Origin of the sequence: Halopseudomonas sp. MFKK-1, from assembly GCF_027474385.1 — a bacterium.
GTDB lineage: Bacteria > Pseudomonadota > Gammaproteobacteria > Pseudomonadales > Pseudomonadaceae > Halopseudomonas > Halopseudomonas aestusnigri.
The window spans coordinates 2,015,410-2,033,396 of sequence record NZ_CP114836.1 but is presented as its reverse complement, the minus strand read 5'-3'; the positions used below and the strand labels follow the sequence as shown (position 1 = coordinate 2,033,396).

The 17,987-nt window shown below is 62.3% G+C and carries 16 protein-coding genes; 9 read left to right on the top strand and 7 right to left on the bottom strand.

Annotation, left to right across the window (positions count from 1 at the left end):
* Positions 1-54 precede the first annotated feature (54 nt).
* The 8 genes from O5O48_RS09525 to trxC all read left to right on the top strand — a co-directional run bounded on the left by O5O48_RS09525 (position 55) and on the right by trxC (position 8,482).
* Positions 55-2,859, top strand: coding sequence for a TonB-dependent receptor plug domain-containing protein (locus O5O48_RS09525; protein WP_269686862.1), 2,805 nt, complete (start codon positions 55-57; stop codon positions 2,857-2,859).
* A 3-nt stretch (positions 2,860-2,862) separates the two neighbouring features.
* Positions 2,863-3,942 carry a cytochrome-c peroxidase gene (locus O5O48_RS09520; protein WP_269686861.1) on the top strand — a complete coding sequence of 360 codons (1,080 nt, stop codon included), beginning with the start codon at positions 2,863-2,865 and terminating at the stop codon, positions 3,940-3,942.
* Positions 3,943-4,100: 158 nt separating this feature from the next.
* On the top strand, positions 4,101-5,057 hold the full coding sequence (gene rlmF, locus O5O48_RS09515; protein WP_269686860.1) for a 23S rRNA (adenine(1618)-N(6))-methyltransferase RlmF: 957 nt from the start codon (positions 4,101-4,103) through the stop codon (positions 5,055-5,057).
* 99 nt (positions 5,058-5,156) lie between these two features.
* The gene (gene dapE / locus O5O48_RS09510) at positions 5,157-6,326 is read left to right on the top strand and encodes a succinyl-diaminopimelate desuccinylase (RefSeq protein ID WP_434006962.1); all 1,170 of its coding nucleotides are present in this window, start codon (positions 5,157-5,159) and stop codon (positions 6,324-6,326) included.
* Complete coding sequence (locus O5O48_RS09505; RefSeq protein WP_269686858.1) at positions 6,326-7,129, top strand: putative RNA methyltransferase; 804 nt, start codon at positions 6,326-6,328, stop codon at positions 7,127-7,129. The genes dapE and O5O48_RS09505 overlap by 1 nt, the downstream gene beginning before the upstream one ends.
* Positions 7,130-7,155: 26 nt before the next feature.
* The gene (locus O5O48_RS09500) at positions 7,156-7,533 is read left to right on the top strand and encodes a hypothetical protein (RefSeq protein WP_088273381.1); all 378 of its coding nucleotides are present in this window, start codon (positions 7,156-7,158) and stop codon (positions 7,531-7,533) included.
* A complete protein-coding gene (locus O5O48_RS09495) occupies positions 7,534-8,001 on the top strand; it encodes an ion channel (RefSeq protein ID WP_088273380.1) in 468 nt (155 codons plus the stop codon).
* 49 nt (positions 8,002-8,050) lie between these two features.
* Positions 8,051-8,482 (top strand): thioredoxin TrxC, encoded by a 432-nt coding sequence (trxC, locus tag O5O48_RS09490; RefSeq protein ID WP_269686857.1) that lies wholly within the window; start codon positions 8,051-8,053, stop codon positions 8,480-8,482.
* A 97-nt stretch (positions 8,483-8,579) separates the two neighbouring features.
* Here the strand turns inward: trxC and O5O48_RS09485 are convergent, their stop codons facing one another.
* From O5O48_RS09485 to O5O48_RS09465, 5 genes are all read right to left on the bottom strand, one after another.
* The gene (locus O5O48_RS09485) at positions 8,580-8,789 is read right to left on the bottom strand and encodes a cold-shock protein (RefSeq protein WP_088273378.1); all 210 of its coding nucleotides are present in this window, start codon (positions 8,787-8,789) and stop codon (positions 8,580-8,582) included.
* Positions 8,790-8,964: 175 nt separating this feature from the next.
* Positions 8,965-9,957 (bottom strand): DUF4340 domain-containing protein, encoded by a 993-nt coding sequence (locus tag O5O48_RS09480; RefSeq protein ID WP_269686856.1) that lies wholly within the window; start codon positions 9,955-9,957, stop codon positions 8,965-8,967.
* 9 nt (positions 9,958-9,966) lie between these two features.
* The gene (locus tag O5O48_RS09475; protein WP_228245135.1) at positions 9,967-11,808 is read right to left on the bottom strand and encodes a GldG family protein; all 1,842 of its coding nucleotides are present in this window, start codon (positions 11,806-11,808) and stop codon (positions 9,967-9,969) included.
* A 12-nt stretch (positions 11,809-11,820) separates the two neighbouring features.
* A complete protein-coding gene (locus O5O48_RS09470; RefSeq protein WP_088273375.1) occupies positions 11,821-12,555 on the bottom strand; it encodes an ABC transporter permease in 735 nt (244 codons plus the stop codon).
* The gene (locus O5O48_RS09465; RefSeq protein ID WP_228245134.1) at positions 12,552-13,481 is read right to left on the bottom strand and encodes an ABC transporter ATP-binding protein; all 930 of its coding nucleotides are present in this window, start codon (positions 13,479-13,481) and stop codon (positions 12,552-12,554) included. The genes O5O48_RS09470 and O5O48_RS09465 overlap by 4 nt, the downstream gene beginning before the upstream one ends.
* Before the next feature lie 330 nt (positions 13,482-13,811).
* Here O5O48_RS09465 and plsB point away from each other — a divergent pair, with 330 nt between their 5' ends.
* Positions 13,812-16,298 carry a glycerol-3-phosphate 1-O-acyltransferase PlsB gene (gene plsB / locus O5O48_RS09460; protein ID WP_269686855.1) on the top strand — a complete coding sequence of 829 codons (2,487 nt, stop codon included), beginning with the start codon at positions 13,812-13,814 and terminating at the stop codon, positions 16,296-16,298.
* A gap of 7 nt (positions 16,299-16,305) precedes the next feature.
* Here the strand turns inward: plsB and O5O48_RS09455 are convergent, their stop codons facing one another.
* Both O5O48_RS09455 and O5O48_RS09450 read right to left on the bottom strand, forming a co-directional pair.
* Entirely contained in the window at positions 16,306-17,094 is a 789-nt protein-coding gene (locus O5O48_RS09455; protein WP_269686854.1) for a class I SAM-dependent methyltransferase, read from the bottom strand.
* Positions 17,095-17,111: 17 nt separating this feature from the next.
* The gene (locus O5O48_RS09450; protein WP_269686853.1) at positions 17,112-17,984 is read right to left on the bottom strand and encodes a DUF72 domain-containing protein; all 873 of its coding nucleotides are present in this window, start codon (positions 17,982-17,984) and stop codon (positions 17,112-17,114) included.
* Positions 17,985-17,987: the final 3 nt, after the last annotated feature.

Genomic DNA, 17,987 nt, shown 5'->3' with positions numbered 1-17,987 from the left:
CCCCATGAAAATGCGAATCATTATCAATTCAGAATTCAACAGGGAGCCGTGTCTGTGCCCAACCAACCCATCCTGCGGTCACTACGCCCTTGCGCACTTACGTGCTCGATTGCTCTGGGACTTATCCCGCTTGCCAGTCAGGCCGACACTGCCAGCGCCAAGCAAATAAGCTTTTACATCTACGACATCCCGGCACAACCTCTGGCAACTGCTTTACTGGCGTTTAGCAACCAGTCTGGCCTGCAGGTCAGCGCGCCGTCGGAATTGCTGGCTGATCGTCAGGCGCCAGCCATTCAGGGGCAGCTGTCGGTTCTGACTGTGCTTGGCATGCTGCTGGAAGGCAGTGGCCTGAGCTGGCAACTCAGCGACGACGACACTGTCATTATTCTTCCGCAACAACTGATTCAATCCGACGCCGCCGGTGACGTTCGCCTGCCCACCCTGCAGGTCCTTGCCGAACACACGTCCAGCCCCTATCAAAGCAGCAACACCTTGCCCCGCTCAGTCATCGAGGCGCTGCCTGCAGGCAATGGCGATATCACCAGCCTGCTGAAAACCAACCCGGCGGTGCAGTTCGACAACAGCCAACAAAGCAGCCGCACTCCGGGGGAAATCAGCCCGGCCGATATCAGCATCAACGGTGCTCAGTTCTATCAGAACGCCTTTATCGTCGATGGTATGAACATGAACAACGACATCGACCCGGCCCAAGAAGACACTCCTTATCGCCTGTTTGCCGTACCCGGTCGCAGCCAGGGTTTGGCCCTGGATACAGACCTGCTGGAAGAGATCGAAGTACTCGACAGCAACGTGTCCGCCGAATACGGCGGTTTCAACGGCGGCGTAGTCAATGCCCGCACCCGCGACCCCAAGCGCGAGCTGTCCGGTAGCCTGTCCTACCAGATCACCCGCTCGGAGTGGACCGAATACCACATTGACCCAGTGGAAGCCGACGACGTTGAAAACGCCTCCTCCTGGGATGACGGCCAGCCGGAGTTCGAGAAAACGACCGTGCGCGGTACTCTGGAAGGCTACTTGAACGACGACTTCGGCCTGCTCGCCAGCTTCAGTCAGAAGCGTTCGGAGATCCCGCTCAGCTTCTATTCCTCACACCTGGTCGATACCTACGGCTACCGCGAAGAAGAACAGACTCGCAGCATCAACAACTACTTTCTCAAAGGTATCTGGCATGCCTCCGACCGCCTGACCCTGCGTGGCAGCGTCGCCTATGCGCCAGAAGAGGCACAGTACTTCCGCTCAAACATTGCCAACTCGGACATCTACATCGAGTCTGGCGGCAATCAACTCAACCTGGAAGGGGTTTGGCAGGGAGACAACCTCACCCTCACCCAGAGTCTGGGCTGGAACCAGCTGGAGCAGTCTCGCAACCCGGACTTTGACGATTACTACGCCTGGCGCACCTCTGAAAGCAAATGGTGGGGCACCGGAAACAGCACGCTGGAAGGCGAGTTTGGCGATATCGAACAGCAGCAGTCCGGCTGGCAGTACAAGCTCGACGCCGCAGCGAAACCCATCAACTGGCTGGCCAGCGAACACCGTCTGCGCGGCGGCCTGGAGATCGGCGAAGACGAGGTCTTCTACGAACGCACCAGCGAAAGCAGTACCTATGTCACCCCCCGCGAAACCGACACCTGTACCAACAGCGCCGGCCAGCAAGTCGACGCCTGTTCCATGGGCCTGACCAACAACGGCTGGGCCGGCCAGTACATGAGCCGCCGCACCCGATATGCCGCCGGCGACTTCAGCTTTACCACCCTAAGCTGGGGCGCCTGGCTTGAAGACGATATCCAGATCGAAGAGCTGCGCATCCGCCCGGGCGTGCGGATAGACAGCGACAACTACATGGACCAGACCACCATCGCTCCGCGCTTTGCCGCAGAGTACGACCTGTTCGCCAACGGTGATACCCTGCTGCAGGCCGGTGCCAACCGCTACTACGGCCGTAATATCGCCGCCTGGCGCCTGCAGGAAGGTCGCAATCAGTTGCGTTACAACAGCGAAACCCGGGCGTCGATTGACGACGACTGGACCGTCGGCACCCAGGCACAAAACCAGGTCAGCTTCAGTCAGCTGAATATTGCCTACGACGATGAGCTGATGCTCGGCGTGGTACAGCGCTGGAATAATCTGGAGTTCGGCCTCAAGTACGTCAACCGCAAGGGGCGCGATCAGGTCGTTCAGATCAGCGGCGAAACCCTCGGTGAGCCGTCCACCGATCCGACGCTGGATGACGACTACACCACCTGGGCTAACGAAGGCAAAAGCGAAACCGACATCATCACGCTGATGGTCACGCCGCTGCAGGCCTATTCGCTTTGGGGCACCAGCACCAGCGGCCAGTTGGCACTGGACTGGACCAACAGCAAGAGCAGCGCTCCCACCTATTTCGATGACAGCGCCGGCGAGATGTACTACGAGAACCCTTATATCTCCTACCAGGGCAAGTTCATCCGCTATGCTGACCGCCCGGCCGATAACTTTACCCGCCCCTGGACCGCACGCCTGACCACCATCACTCAGGTACCGCAGGCCAACCTGATCTGGAGCAACTTCTTCCGCTACCGTGCCGACTACAGCAAAGTGGCCGATACCGGCGAGAACATCGACTATCAGGGCGTCTCTGTCGACGTCTGGCAAGTACAGGATTACGGCGGCGCGCTGACCTGGGATATGCGTCTGGCATGGGCGCTGGATCTGCCAAAACAGCAGGAGGTGTTCGTCAACGTCGACGTGTTCAACGTGCTAAACGAACGTAGCGCCGCAGAGGTATCCAGCAACAACACCGTTACCTACGAAGTCGGACGACAATTCTGGCTGGAACTGGGCTATCGATTCTGAGCCATGTTTATGCACACAGGTTTCATTGTTGCAGCCCTGCTTGCGGTGCTGGGCTCCGGGCAGTCCCGCGCCGCCGAACCCTGCGACCTGAGCACAGCCGCCTGTCTGCGAGCGCACTACAGCGCACCGCAGGCGCAATGGCCACCGGCGCAGATTGACGCCGGGCAACCACAGCAGGACCTGGCCCCGCTACCGATCCTTCCTGCTCTGGACCCTGCACGTGTGGCGCTGGGCGCAGACCTGTTCAGTGAGCCGCTGCTGTCGCAGGCACGCGACATTGCCTGCAGCAGCTGCCACGACCCAAAAAAAGCATTTGCCGACGGGCTGCGCGTCTCTCCCGGGCATCAACAACAACTCGGTACGCGCAATACGCCAAGCGTTGTGGCCGCTGCGCTGATTGAGCCCCTGTTCTGGGACGGCCGCAGCGATAGCCTTGAGGATCAGGCACTGAAGCCAATTGAGGCTCCGCATGAGATGGCCGCCCGGCTGCCCGAAGTGCTGCACCGGCTCAATCAGAATCCGGATTACCGCCAGCGCTTTGCTGACGTGTTCGATCACTCGCCCATCGACTCCGGCCAACTGGCCAGCGCCCTGGCCGATTTTCAGCGCAGCCTGATCCCCAGGGACCGTCCGCTGGATCGATTTCTGCGTGGCGACACCACGGCACTGAGCGACCAGCAACTGCAGGGACTGCATCTGTTCCGCACCAAGGCGCGCTGCCTTAACTGCCATCAGGGTGCAGCACTGACCGACCAGCGCTTCCACAATCTGGGCCTCACCTACTACGGCCGCAAGTACGAAGACACCGGCCGTTATCAGGTAACCGCTGATCCGAGCGACGTCGGCAGGTTCCGAACGCCCTCACTACGCCTGGTCAGCCAGACCGGCCCCTGGATGCACAACGGCCTGTTCCCCAACCTGAGCGGGGTGTTACGCATGTACAACGCGGGCATGCCCCGACCGCATCCAGCAGCGCATCAACAGAATGATCCGCTGTTTCCACAAACCTCAGAGCTGCTGCAACCGCTGGGGCTGGACAGCGATGAGCTGGCCGCACTGGAGGCTTTCCTGCAAGCGCTGTAATCGATCAGAAAACAACCAGTCTTGCGCAGCCGCCAGCCCTGCTGGAGTTGAGGTGGATATCCTGAACTTATCCACAGCATCATCCCCAGCTTCTGTGCACAACAGATGACAAGCCCCACATCGGCGTGGGAAGCTCCCCCTCCAGCTCAGGAGTCAACATGTCGCGCCGCTCATCCAAGCCACCAGCACTGCATCCACGCAACCGTTATCAGGGCCGTTACGACTTCCCCCTTCTGGCCCGCAAGTGCCCGCCACTAAAGGCTTTTATCCGCCAGGGCAAGGATGGACAGACGACCATCGACTTTACAGATCCGGCCGCCCTGCGCTGCCTCAACGGTGCCCTGCTCACGCACTGGTACGACATCAATGGCTGGCAGATTCCGGACGACGCCCTGTGCCCGCCCATCCCCGGCCGCGCCGATCTTATCCACCACCTGGCGGATTTGCTTGCAAGCAGCCACGATGGCGTTATCCCCAAGGGCGCGAGCCTGCGCGGGCTGGATGTGGGCACCGGTGCCAACCTGATTTATCCCCTGATCGGTAACGCCGAATATGGCTGGCAATTCGTCGGCAGCGACATTGATGCCGACGCCCTGCGCAACGGCACGCAGATCCTCGCGGCCAATCCAACCCTGCAGACCCGGATCGAGCTGCGCCGGCAGGCGGACCCCGCGTGCATTTTCACGGGCATCATCGGCGCCGACGAGCAGTTCGACTTCACCCTGTGCAACCCGCCGTTCTATGCCAGCGCCGCCGAGGCCCGGCAGGCCAACGAGCGCAAGTGGCAGGGCCTGGGCAAGCAACCCGGCGGACGTAATTTCGGCGGCCGCAACAACGAGCTGTACTGCAGCGACGGCGAGGCCGGATTCCTGCGCCGCATGGCCGAGCAGAGCAGGACCTGCGCGTCGCAGGTGTTCTGGTTCACGACGCTGGTCGCCAGCGCAGCCAGCCTGAAAGCACTGCCCGAGCAGCTGCGCGACCTCGGCGCCACCGACGTACGCATCATCGACATGGGTCAGGGCAGCAAGCGCAGTCGCCTGCTGGCCTGGACCTTCCTCGACAAGAAGCAGCGCCGGGCGTGGCGACGGGCACGCTGGCCCGGCACGCGAATCTGAGCAACCAGTACCGACCTCGGTCACCGGCTGGAACCGAACGGTCTTACTTGGACAGGCAGCCCTGATCGGGCGGGAAGAGCGCCGCAGGACTCTGGTATGATGGCCCTTTCTCTGCCCAGACGAACCGGAACCATGACCGAGCTATCCCCTACCCTGCAGCTGGCCTGCGACCTCATCTCCCGCAACTCCACTACCCCTGAGGACGCTGGCTGTCAGCAACTGATGGGCGAGCGACTGGCGGCGGTCGGTTTCGAGCTGGAGCCTCTGCGCTTCGGCGAGGTCGATAACCTGTGGGCAAGACGCGGCAGCGAAGGTCCGGTGTTGTGTTTTGCCGGTCACACCGATGTGGTGCCAACCGGCCCGGTCGAGCAGTGGCAGACCAACCCCTTCATCCCGCAGATTCGCGACGGCATGCTGCACGGCCGCGGCGCAGCCGATATGAAGGGCAGCCTGGCGGCGATGGTGGTGGCGGTCGAACGCTTCGTCGCCGCCCATCCCGACCACAAGGGCTCGATCGCCTTTCTGATCACCAGTGACGAGGAGGGCCCCGCTACCGACGGCACAGTGAAGGTAGTCGAAACGCTGGTCGAGCGTGGCGAAAAGGTCGACTGGTGCATCGTTGGCGAGCCCTCCAGCACCGAGTTGGTCGGCGATATCGTCAAGAACGGCCGCCGCGGCTCGCTCAACGCCCGCCTGGTCATTCGCGGCAAGCAGGGGCATGTGGCCTATCCGCATCTGGCCCGCAACCCGATTCACCTGGCCGCGCCGGCACTGGCCGCGCTGGCCGCCGAGGTATGGGACGAAGGCAACGCGTTCTTCCCGCCGACCAGCTTCCAGATTTCCAATATCCACTCCGGTACCGGCGCGACCAACGTGGTGCCGGGCGAGCTGGAAGCGCTGATCAACTTCCGTTTCTCCACCGAATCGACCGTCGAAGGCCTGCAACAGCGCGTGTGCGACCTGCTGGACGCCCACGGCCTGGAGTACGAGCTGCACTGGACGGTGTCCGGTCTGCCCTTCCTGACCGAGCCCGGTGCCCTGCTCGACGGCGTCTCGGCAGCAATCAGGCAGGTCACCGGCCGCGAGACCCAGCCGTCGACCTCCGGCGGCACCTCCGATGGCCGCTTTATCGCCACCATGGGCACCCAGGTGGTTGAACTCGGTCCGGTGAACGCGACGATTCATCAGGTCAACGAGTGCATCAAGGCCGATGATCTGAACCTGCTGACCGACATCTATCAGGTCACCCTGGAACGGTTGCTGACCTGATGCTGCAACTGATCTGCCCACACTGCCATGCCCCGCTGAGCAACCTTGAACGCCAATGGCGCTGCCCGGCCGGCCATAGCTACGATCAGGCCCGCCAGGGCTACCTGAATCTGCTGCTGGTGCAATTCAAGAACAGCAAGCAGCCCGGCGACACGCCGCAAATGCTGGCCTGTCGTCAGGCGTTCCTCGACGCCGGACACTACCAGCCGGTGAGCGATGCAATCAATCAGCTATTCGCCGAATTCAGCCCCCCGACCCTGCTCGATATGGGCTGCGGTGAGGGCTACTACACCGAGCGCCTCGCCCGCGCCCTGCCAGACACCGCCATCGGTGGCTTCGACATCAGCAAGGACGCCATCATCAGGGCCTGCCGGCGCAGCCGCAGCATCCGCTGGATGGTAGCCTCCAGTGCTCGCCTGCCAGTTGCCGACCAGAGTCTGGATGCAGCCTTGAGCGTGTTCAGTCCGTGGTCTGCAGATGAGTGTCTGCGTACAGTCAAACCCGGCGGCCGCGTGCTGATCGTCGGCCCGCACAGCGACCACCTGCTGGCCCTGCGCGAACGTCTGTATGATCAGATCCACCCGACACCGGCGCTGATCAAGGCCCTGCCGGACGGACTGCGCATCGCCTCCGAGCAGACCCTGCGCTATCCTCTTCAGCTGACAAGCGAAGATCTGGGTAATCTGATCGGCATGACGCCGCACGGCGTACGCAGCCGCCCCGAACGCCAGCAGGCCATCGCCGAGCAAGGTATTGAGGGCCTCGAAGTGGCCATGCAAATGATCATGCTGGAACGTTGCTGATACCAAGAACACGCCAAGGAGTAGCCGTGCGCCAACCCGATATCGAGATCTACCTGCGCGACGACCACGTCGCAGACCTGCTGGACTGGCTGCACAAGGTCATGGGACCGCTGACCCTGGATGAACCCAAGGGCCTCACCCAGCACGGTGCCCTGCACGCGGACCAGACCATTCCGCTGATGGTGGTACGCAAGGCGGCGGGAAAATGGGCGAGTATCTGGTTCGACAGCGACGTGACCCCGTGGGAAAGCGACCGCGACTGCGCCCGGGCGGTTCACGCCGCACTTGGCCACGAAGTACGCTGTTCGGTGGGCGGCTGGGAGGAAGCGGACGGCGAAGCCGATGCTGACCGCTGGTTGAAGATCAACGCCGACGGCGAACACGAATTTCTCTGGGCGCAGTAAGTGAGCTATCTGCCGGAGATCGACCGTTTCCACATCATCATGGTGGCGTGCAGCTGCGTCATTGTGGCGCTAGCGGTCGTATTGCACTACGAGGTCCTGTCACGGCTGCACCGCTTTCTCGACGATACCACCATGGGTGAGCGGCCCCGTATCCTGACCCTGATTTTCGTATTGCTGTTCACCCATATCGCCGAAATCTGGCTATTCGGGCTGAGCGCCTTTTTCCTGCTGCAGATGCCGGAACAAGGCGGCATCAACGGTCTGGATACCATCACCCTGTTCGATACCATCTACCTCTCCGCTACCACTTACTCCACGCTTGGCTACGGTGACCTGACGCCGACCGGACACATCCGCTTTCTCTACGGAACCGAGTCGCTGACCGGGCTGGTGCTGATTACCTGGTCCGCCTCACTGACCTTTATCGAGCTGCAAAGACAATGGCAGGGGCGACGCCGGCATCCTTGAAACGGCACCATCGGCCCCCATCAATACGCCATTGTCGGAGGACTTCCCAATGCTGATCTGCTGCCCCCACTGCCAACGCCAGAACCGACTGGACGCCAGTCGCCTGTCCGCCGCACCCGTGTGCGGTGCCTGCAAGCAGCCGCTATTCAACGGCAAGCCCACCGAGGTGGACGCCGCCGGCTTTGCCCGTCATGCCGGCGCAGACCTGCCGCTGGTCATCGATTTCTGGGCCAGTTGGTGTGGGCCATGTCGTCAGTTCGCGCCGACCTTCAGCCAGAGCTGCAGCCAACACGAACCCCGTGCGCGCTTTCTCAAGGTTGACACCGAAGCGGCACCCGACCTGGCCGCCCGTTTCGGTATCCGCAGCATTCCGACACTGCTGATCGTGCATCAGGGTAAGGAAGTCGCGCGGATAAACGGCGCACTGCCGGCGGGCGAATTTGATCGCTGGCTGCGCAGCCAGCTGCCTGCGCCAGCCTGAAAAAAGACACAAGAAGCCTTCGGCGCGGGCAAACCCGCGCTGCAGGTGTTGTGCTGCGCAGCTGCTACCGCAGCCGCGCCATCAGGACAAAAACAAGCTACAGCTTGGTGACGTCGTCCGCCTGCAGGCCCTTCTGGCCCTGCGAAACGCTGAACTCGACCTTCTGCCCCTCTACCAACGTGCGATGACCGTCACCGCGAATGGCGCGGAAGTGCACAAACACGTCCGGACCGGACTCACGCTGAATAAAACCAAACCCCTTGGCATCATTGAACCACTTGACGGTCCCCTGCTCCCGCTCTGCCATTACCGCAATCCTCGTCATACCTGATCAATTCCGTTATCCGCCTGCGGACAACGCGCGCGCGCCCACCGGAGGCATTCACCCGGTGGTCGTTTTTCGAGTCTAGTTCAGAGATTGGGAGCCGCAAGTAGCGCGGCAAGGCTGCAGCCGCCCAATCAGGCGGCTGCAGGGGGGCAGGTCAGTTCTGTTCCGGTTGCCCGGCGGCATCGTCAGCTGTTTTCAGGTCTGCATGGCGCAGCACCATGCGATCATGCTGAGCCACACCCAACTGAAACGCCCAGCGCTCATCCGCGTTGACCGTCAGCGGATTTTCCTCACTCTGGTCGAGCTGGTCGATAGTAAGCCAGTAGGCCCCGCCGACCTCGTAGAGCGATGCATCCAGCGTGGCACCGGACCAGCTGCCGAGTTGCATGACCAGCACCGGCTCACCCAGCTCAAGGGCAGTGCGCGGGGACACGTTCTGCGCCCGCAGATCGGCCAGCGCCAGCACCATCGAGTTCAGCTTGCGCTCCTGACCGGCACCCTCGCCGTCCGCCAGCTTGAAGTTGTAATCACCTTCGCTGGCCTTGTCGAGCTGCAGCTCCTCGCCATCGGCATAACGCCAGTGCGCGGTGGCGACCTGCTCCAGCGGAATCTGGCTGACCTGCAGATCGAGCCAGTCCTGCGGGTTGGCCGACATGCTCAGCGCCCGATTAACCAGCCAGACCTGATCCTCATTGGCGAAACGCACCAGCTGATCACTGCCAACCTTGTTGCCGAAGAGCAGGCCAAAACCGCCTTCAGCGGCCTTGACGCTGACCCCCAGGGCACTGTCGTTACCCTCGCCCTCGGTCAGACCAAGGCGCGCGTGGTAATCGGGGTTGGACGTTTTGGCCTCGATCACCCGCGCCTCGCGCAGCGCCAGCAGCAGCGCTGCCAGACGCTCGCGCTGGAGCGGGAACTGGTCACGATTGGCGACCGTCCAGGCCTCACCATCACGCTGCAGCACTACTTGCTGTCCGGCGCGTGCCAGCTCGATCTGTTCAACCGCCGCCAGCTGCGACAGTTTCGCCTCGTCCAGCAACGGCTGGCTCTGCAGATCGGTCACCCGATCACTATTGCGTACCTGCAGGGCGACCGCCACAAGCGCCGCCGCGATCAGGGCCAATGCGATAAGAATGATCTTGCGCATATCGTCTCCTCAGCGTTTGCGGCGGGCGCGACCCAGCAGCCACCAGAACAGCACACCCAGGGTCAGCAGGGCTGGCACAGCTGCGGTATTGAGCCACTTCAGCCGGCTACCCAGCTCGTCAATATCGGCATTGAGCTGATAGCGCACATCACGCAGTTGCTTGCGAATGGCCAGCTTCTCGTCGAGGAAGGCCTGGATCGCATCGCGCTGCTCGGTGGTCAGCTCGGTCAACTGGCCGGGATCCTGGCTCTGCTGCAACTGCGCGAGTTTCTGGTCGGTCTCGGCCAGCCGTTGCTGCAAGCGCTCCTCGCTGGCACGGAAGCGGCTTTCGGCCTTGCGCTGCAGCTCTTCAACCACGGTGAACGGACGGCTGAAGTCGCCACGCGAACGCACACTGATCAGCGCTTCCGACCCGGACAGGTTATCCAGTGCGTTGACCAGCAGACCGGCGTTCTCCGCCCATGGCTGGGCAATACGCTGACCGAACAGATCACGCACCTGGGTCCACATGCGGTCGGTCAGCATATCGGTGTCGGCGATAACCACCACATTGATGTTATCTGCCTGCGTCAAGCCGGGTTCATACCCTTCAAGCCCCTGCGGGTAGGCCGATTTGGCCGGCCCGTGCAGACGTGCAGCCAGGGTATAGACGTTGTCGTCCGGCGTGAACGCCTTGAGCAGGTCCTCGGGGTCCTGCAGGTTGGCGAAGGCATCGCTCGGTAGCAACGCACTGTCTTTAGTGCTCTGCAACAGCGGAGTAAAGCGGGTCTCACTGCCCTCGACCGGCACCAGCGCACCACCGGTCGCGTAGGTCAACAACTGCAGCGGGGCGGTAATGGTATCGTCGGCATCGATTTGCGCGGTTTCCACCTCAAGCCAGCCGATGTGACGGGCCGGGCGCTGACCAGGGCCACGACCAACCGCCATGCCCTGCTGGGCGTCGACCACAACCCTGGTCGGATCATAGGCCACACCCCAGGCCTGCAGCAGCGGCCCAAGATCAGATGCCTTGCCGTCCGCCATGCCCTGAATCATCGCCTCCATGCCCTGATCGGCCTCGGCGAAGGGATCCACATAAGCCAGCAGCTTGCCGCCACGCAGCACAAACTGGTCAATGGCGTACAGCGCCGATTCGGTCAGTGCCTTGGGATGGATCAGCAACAGCACGCCGATATCCTCGGGAATACTGTCGATATCCTCGGCCAGCGGCTTGACCTCGAACACCTGCCGCACCTGCTCAATCGACATCCAGGGAGCAGCGGGCTGCTGGGTGTAGGGGTTCATGCCGCCATCCACCGGCAGGCCGGAGATAAGACCGATTGCCGGCTTGTCGGGCTTGGCCAGGGTGCTGACCAGACGGCTGAGCTCATACTCGAGCATGCCTTCCTGCTCGAGTGCGAAGAACGGAATCACCTCACGCTGGGCCAACTCGTTGGTACCGGCCAGACCGAAGTACAGCGATTCACCGCTGTCGCTCAGCGGAATCGCCTGAAGGCCGAACTCGGCAGCGCGATCCTCGGCCTCGGAGAACGGCTCGGGGTCGATAATGTGCAGACGAATCTGGCCATTGGCGCGGCGCTCATACTCCTTGAGCATTTCCTCAACCCGGCGCTGGTAGTTGCGCAGCACCGTCAGGTCCTTGCTCGCCGAGTCGGAGAAAAAGAAGTACAGATCAATCGGCGCATCCAGCTCGTCAAGAATCTGCTTGGTGCCATCGGACAGGGTGAACAGCTTCTGTTCGGTCAGATCCAGTCGCGCGCCGGGCAGCAGCACGTTGGTTGCCATATTGAATGCAAAGAAGGCCAGCAGCAGCACCAGCAGGCCGGCACCGGAATACATTAGACGTTTCATAGAGTCAGCTCCTCAGTCGGCCTTTTTCAGGTCGATGACAACCGCCGTCGCGAGCAGCCAGGCGCCCATCAGCGAGAAGAAATACAGCAAATCGCGCAAATCCAGCACACCCTTGCTGATCGCTTCGAAGCGGGTCAGGAAGCTGAACGAGGCGAGCGTATCGAGCACCCACTGCGGTGCCCAGCCACTGAAGGCGTTCTGCACCATGGATACCCCGCTGACAACAAACAGGAAGCACACCACCACACTGAGAATAAAGGCGATGACCTGGTTCTTGGTCAGTGCCGACATACAGGAGCCGATGGCCAGATAGCCGCCGGCCATCAGCCAGCTGCCGATGTAGCCGGTCAGGATCGCGCCGTTATCCGGCGAGCCAAGGTAATTGACGGTCAACACCATCGGGAAGGTCAGCAACAGCGCGATACCGACGAACACCCAGGCGGCGAGAAACTTGCCCAGCACCATCGCGGCTCGGGACACCGGCAGGGTCATCAGCAATTCGATGGTCCCCGACTTGCGCTCCTCCGCCCACAGCCGCATGGCGACCGCCGGGATCAGGAACAGGTACAGGCCCGCATGGAAGTTGAAGAAGGCGATCAGATCAGCCTGACCCGCCTCATAGAAGCCACCGACGTCAAAGGTAAACAGCGACGCCATGACCAGAAAGATGACGATGAAGATATAGGCCAGCGGCGTGGCAAAGTAACTGCCCAGCTCGCGGCGGAAGATTACACCCAGATTGTTCATACCGACTCCCCCGAGGTCAGACTGCGGAACACGTCGTCCAGGCGACCGCGCTCCACCGACAGCTCATTGACCTGCCACTGCTGCTCACGCGCCAGTTGACCGACCGCCGGGAAGATCACCTCACCCGGTTTGGCCAGCACAGTCAGCGCAAGACCGTCTGCCGAGCGCTCAACCGCGACCACTCCAGGCAGCGATTCGAGCGCAGCGCTGTCAGCGGGCGCAGCGAGCGACAGGGTTACCGCCTGGTGATAGCGCGAGCGCGCTTCCAGCTCGTCAGGCGTACCGTCAGCCAGCAGGCGGCCCTTGCCGATAATCACGGCACGCGAGCAGACTGCACTGACTTCTTCGAGGATATGGGTGGAAATCACAACAATCTTGTTGCTGCCTTCGGCCAGTTGCTGAATCAGCCGGCGAACCTGATGCTTCTGGTTTGGGTCCAGACCATCGGTGGGCTCGTCCAGAATCAGCACCTGCGGGTCGTGCAGAATGGCCTGGGCCAGACCGACCCGGCGCTTGAACCCTTTGGACAGCGTCTCGATGCGCTGGCCGAGCACGTCCTGCAGTTCGACCTGCTCAACGGCGCGCTGCACCTGACGCTGACGCTCCGCGCCGCTCAGCCCACGCACATTGGCGATGAATTCAAGGAAGCCCTTGACGCGCATGTCGCCGTAACAGGGCGCACCTTCCGGCAGATAGCCCATCTTCTGCTGCGCCAGCAGCGTCTGGGTCTGAATATCGAAGCCGCAGACCGACGCCGAACCGCCATCAGGCGTCAGAAATCCGGTCAGCATCTTCATGGTGGTGGACTTGCCGGCCCCGTTGGGCCCGAGAAAACCGAGCACTTCACCCGGCTTGACGTCAAACGACAGATTGTCGACGGCGACGTGATCGCCGAAGCGTTTGGTCAGGCTGTTTATGCTTATCATGCCTTTTATTATTCCCCCAGAATGGTCTTTCGCGCGGTCTGCGGCTGGCTTCTGCGGCCAGCGATCGCCCCTGATACCCATGTCGGTTTACGACAATGCAACTGTGCAGTGGTTCACAATCGCGAGAGGCAAAATGCCCCGTCTCCGGCCGGATAAGGATGCGCACGAGGCAGTGACTATATGAATCCCCCCGGTGCATTTCAAGCAACCATTTGCCGGGCGGTGCCGCCACCGCCATGACAGGCTGCGAGCGGCCGCCAAACCCGCTAAAATTCACCTCAAACCGCCTTGCGAAATCCGGCTACCGCCCACGCTGCCACAGAGATGTCCATGTCCGCTTCCTATTCCTCATTGTTCGGTCGCCTGCGTTTCGGTCTGGCTCGCCGCCTGCTGTATCTGTGGGCCCGCTCGCGCCGGATCGGCGAAGGCGATGACATCGGCATAGACCCGCAGCGACCGGTAATCTATGTTCTGCCCTACCGCTCGCTGAGTGACCTTATCGTCGCCGACCGCGAATGCGTGCGCGCCGGCCTGCCACGTCCGGTGCGTGCCCCGCTGCCACCGCTCGACGAGCGTGATTCCTATGTCTTTTTAAGCCGTGAACGCTCCTGGGTCGGCCGCCCGGATCCGCGAGGTCAGTCACCACGTCTGGGCAAGGTACTGGACTGCGCGCTAGAGGGCGCTGCCGACGTGCAACTGGTACCCGTCACTGTCTTCTGGGGGCAGTCACCGGACAGTGAATCATCGCCGCTGAAGTTACTGTTCGCCTGGAACTGGGTGGGTGGGCGCCTGCGCAAGCTTCTCGCAATCCTGCTGCAGGGGCGCAAGGTGCGCGTGCACTTCGGCCCGCAGGTGCCATTGCACACCCTGCTTGAACCGGGAATGGACCGCCAGCGCGCGATACGCCGAGTCAACCGGGTGCTGCGCGTGCACTTCCGCCAGCAACGCGCCGCCGTGGTCGGCCCTGAGCTGGTTCACCGCCGCACTCTGCTCAAGGGGCTGCTGCATGCCCCGCTGGTGCGCGAGGCGATCACCCGCGAGGCCAGCGAAAAGGGGATTGACGAGAGCAAGGCGCAGGCCATGGCCTCCCGCTATGCCAACGAGATCGCCTCGGACTTCACCTACACCATCATCCGCTTCCTTGAGGTAGTACTGAGCTGGTTCTGGAACAAGCTGTACGACGGCATTCGGGTCAATAACATCAAGCCGATCCAGGACATCGCCCGCGGCAATGAAATCATCTATGTGCCCTGCCACCGCAGCCACATCGACTACCTGCTGCTGTCCTACCTGCTATTTCGCAACAGCATGACGCCGCCGCACATCGCCGCAGGCATCAACCTCAATATGCCGGTCATCGGCGGTATCCTGCGCCGAGGCGGCGCCTTCTTCATGCGCCGCAGCTTCAAGGGCAATCAGCTCTACACCGCCGTATTCAACGAATATCTGCACGCGCTGTTCAGCCGCGGCTTCCCGGTGGAATACTTCATCGAAGGCGGCCGCTCGCGCACCGGGCGCATGCTCAGCCCCAAGACCGGCATGCTGGCGATCACCCTGCGCAGCTTCCTGCGTTCCTCGCGCCGCCCCATCGTCTTCGTACCGGTCTATATTGGCTACGAGCGGGTACTGGAGGGCCGCACCTACCTTGGCGAGCTGCGCGGCCAGGCAAAGAAGAAAGAATCGGTCTTCGATATCTTCCGCGTGCTGTCAGCTCTCAAGTTGCCGTTCGGCCAGGTGGCGGTGAACTTTGGTGAACCACTGGCGCTGGCCGACTTCCTCGACCGCGAGCAACCCGGCTGGCGCAACCAGTCGATGGGGCCGGACTACCGCCCGGCCTGGCTGAACGACACCACCAACACCCTGGCCCGCGAGCTGACCAGCGGCATCAGCGCGGCCGCCGACGTAAACCCGGTCAACATGGTCGCGCTGGTCATGCTGTCCACTGCGCGTCTGGCGCTGGACGAGACCTCGCTGGCCCGCTCGCTGGATCACTACAAGGCGCTGCTGCAGGCGGTGCCCTACAGTGGCGGCGTGACCCTGCCGAATATCTCGGGCCAGGAAATGATCGAGCACGTTGAGGCCATGCGGATGATTGATCGCCAGTCCGATGCCCTCGGCGAAATCATGCGGCTGGACGAACCACAGGCGGTCCTGATGACCTACTACCGCAACAACGTGCTGCATCTGGTCGCGTTGCCGGCGCTGATTGCCTGCCTGTTCCAGAACAACCCGCGCATGACCCGCGAGCAGATTGAGCGCCTGGTCATGGGTATCTATCCCTACCTGCAGAACGAACTGTTTCTGCGCTGGAAGGAGGAGCAACTACCCGAGGTAATTCAGCAATGGATCGACAGCCTGATCGCGCAGCAACTGCTGCGCGAGGCCGATGGCCAGATCCAGCGCCCGGACCTGAGTTCACCCGAGTTTGTCATGCTCAGCCTGCTGTCGCGCAGCATCATCCAGATTCTGGAACGCTTTTATATGGTCGCGGCGCTGCTGCTGAACTTTCCCAATGGCAGTCAGACTGCAGAGCAGCTGGAGGCCCGCTGTACGGTGATGGCACAGCGGCTGTCGATCCTGCACGGGTTGAACGCACCGGAATTCTTCGACAAGACCCTGTTCCGCCAATTCATCCAGCGCCTGACCGCTGAACAGGTGCTCAGTGCCGACGCCGAGGGCCGACTGAGTTATGTAGCCGGACTCGAAGATATTGCCGAAAACACCGCCAAACGCGTCCTGAGCGCAGAGGTGCGACTGTCGATCCGACAGGTGGCACGCAGCGCCGAAGGCTCAGGCAAACCGGCAAGTGCGGCATGACGGTACGTTACTCGAGTTTTTTCTTGCCGTAGATATCGTAGCGACTGGACTGGCCGGCCATCTCGGCGCTGGGGCGCTGGCCGGCAATGACCGGCGCCTTGCGCGGCCGCTTGACCACGACCCGGTGACTGGCCAGCTGCAGCGCCGCCGCCAACAGCTCGGGCGCGTCATCGTCATCGCCGGCGAGCGGGCGGAACAAGCGCATTTCCTTTTTTACCAGCGCAGACTTGTCCCGGTGCGGGAACATCGGGTCCAGATGAATGACCTGAGGCACCTCAAACTGCCAATCCCCCATCGCGGCAATCGCATCGCAGTGCACCAGGTGCATGCGCGTGGCGATTTCCGCAACCTCCCCCCCTGCCGCACAGGCCCGCTGCAAACCGTCCTCAAGCAACGCAGCGATCACCGGCTGACGCTCAAGCAGCGTGACCTCGCAGCCCAGCGAGGCAATCACGAAGCCGTCGCGCCCCAAGCCTGCGGTGGCATCAAGTACGGTGGGCCGGATACTGCCGCGAATACCCACCGCGCGCGCCACCATTTGCCCGGCCCCGCCGCCAAACTGACGGCGGTGCGCCATCGCCCCGTTGACAAAGTCGACCCGCACCGCACCCGGTGCGCCATCTTCCGTGCTGCGCAATGCCAGCCCGTCATCATCGAACTCTAATAGCAACCCCGCTCCGTCCGGCAGATCCGCCAGCACCGGCAACTGCAGCCGCGCCGCCAGCGCCTGGGCTGCGACCTGAAAGCGGCTATCCCGCCAGTTGACCGCCAGGGTTAGGGGCATGTCGTCAGTCATGAGGTTTCCTGTTGCTATCAGAACAAGCCGCCCTGCTGCGGCATATCGACGGCCTCCTGCTCACCGGGCCAGAGCGGCATCGGTGGGAGAGTCGGCAGCCGCTCGCAGAGCGCGGCATGAAAGTCTCGGGCCAGTTGCGGTGCCAGCCGGTTGTCCGGGGTGTGCATAAACAGCATCGGCTGACGCCCTTCCTGCAGCCACTGCGCACACTTGTCGAGCCAGGGCGCCAGTGCCTGCCAGTTGGCAGCCTGCTCCATACCACCGATAAAGCGCACGCTGGGGCGCTCACTCAGCGCAATGGCGTGCACCGGCAGACGCGGCTTGCGCTGCCTGGCTTCCAGCGTCGACGGATCGGTCGCAGCACTGGCAAACAGGGCGCGACTGTCAAAACTGATACGCTCGATACTGCGCTGATGCAGCAAACGATTGAGCTGGCGCTCGGCGTCATCCTTGCGGAAAAAGCCCGGATGGCGCACTTCGACTGCATAGCGGTATTCGCTCGGCAAGCTATCGAGAAAATCCGCCAGCGTACCCATATCTTGTGGCGCAAAGCGCTCCGGCAACTGCAGCCAGATCGGCCCGAGCCGCTGCTGCAGCGGTGCCAGCCGTTCAAGAAAGGCTTTCAACGCTGGGTGGGCAGGGTCCAGCCGACCAGCGTGACTGACCTCCCGCGGCAGTTTGGCGCAGAAATGAAAATCATCCACCAGCAGCTCGGCCCAGCGGGCAACCCGCGCCTCGCTCGGCAACGAGTAGAAGGTGGTATTGCCCTCGACCGCGCCAAACACCCGGCTGTACTGCGCCAAACGCTCATCGGCGTCGCTGCCGCGGGTGTAGAGGCTGCCCGACCAGGCAGGCTCGGCCCAGAGCGGGCAGCCAGTGATGAAACGCATGGG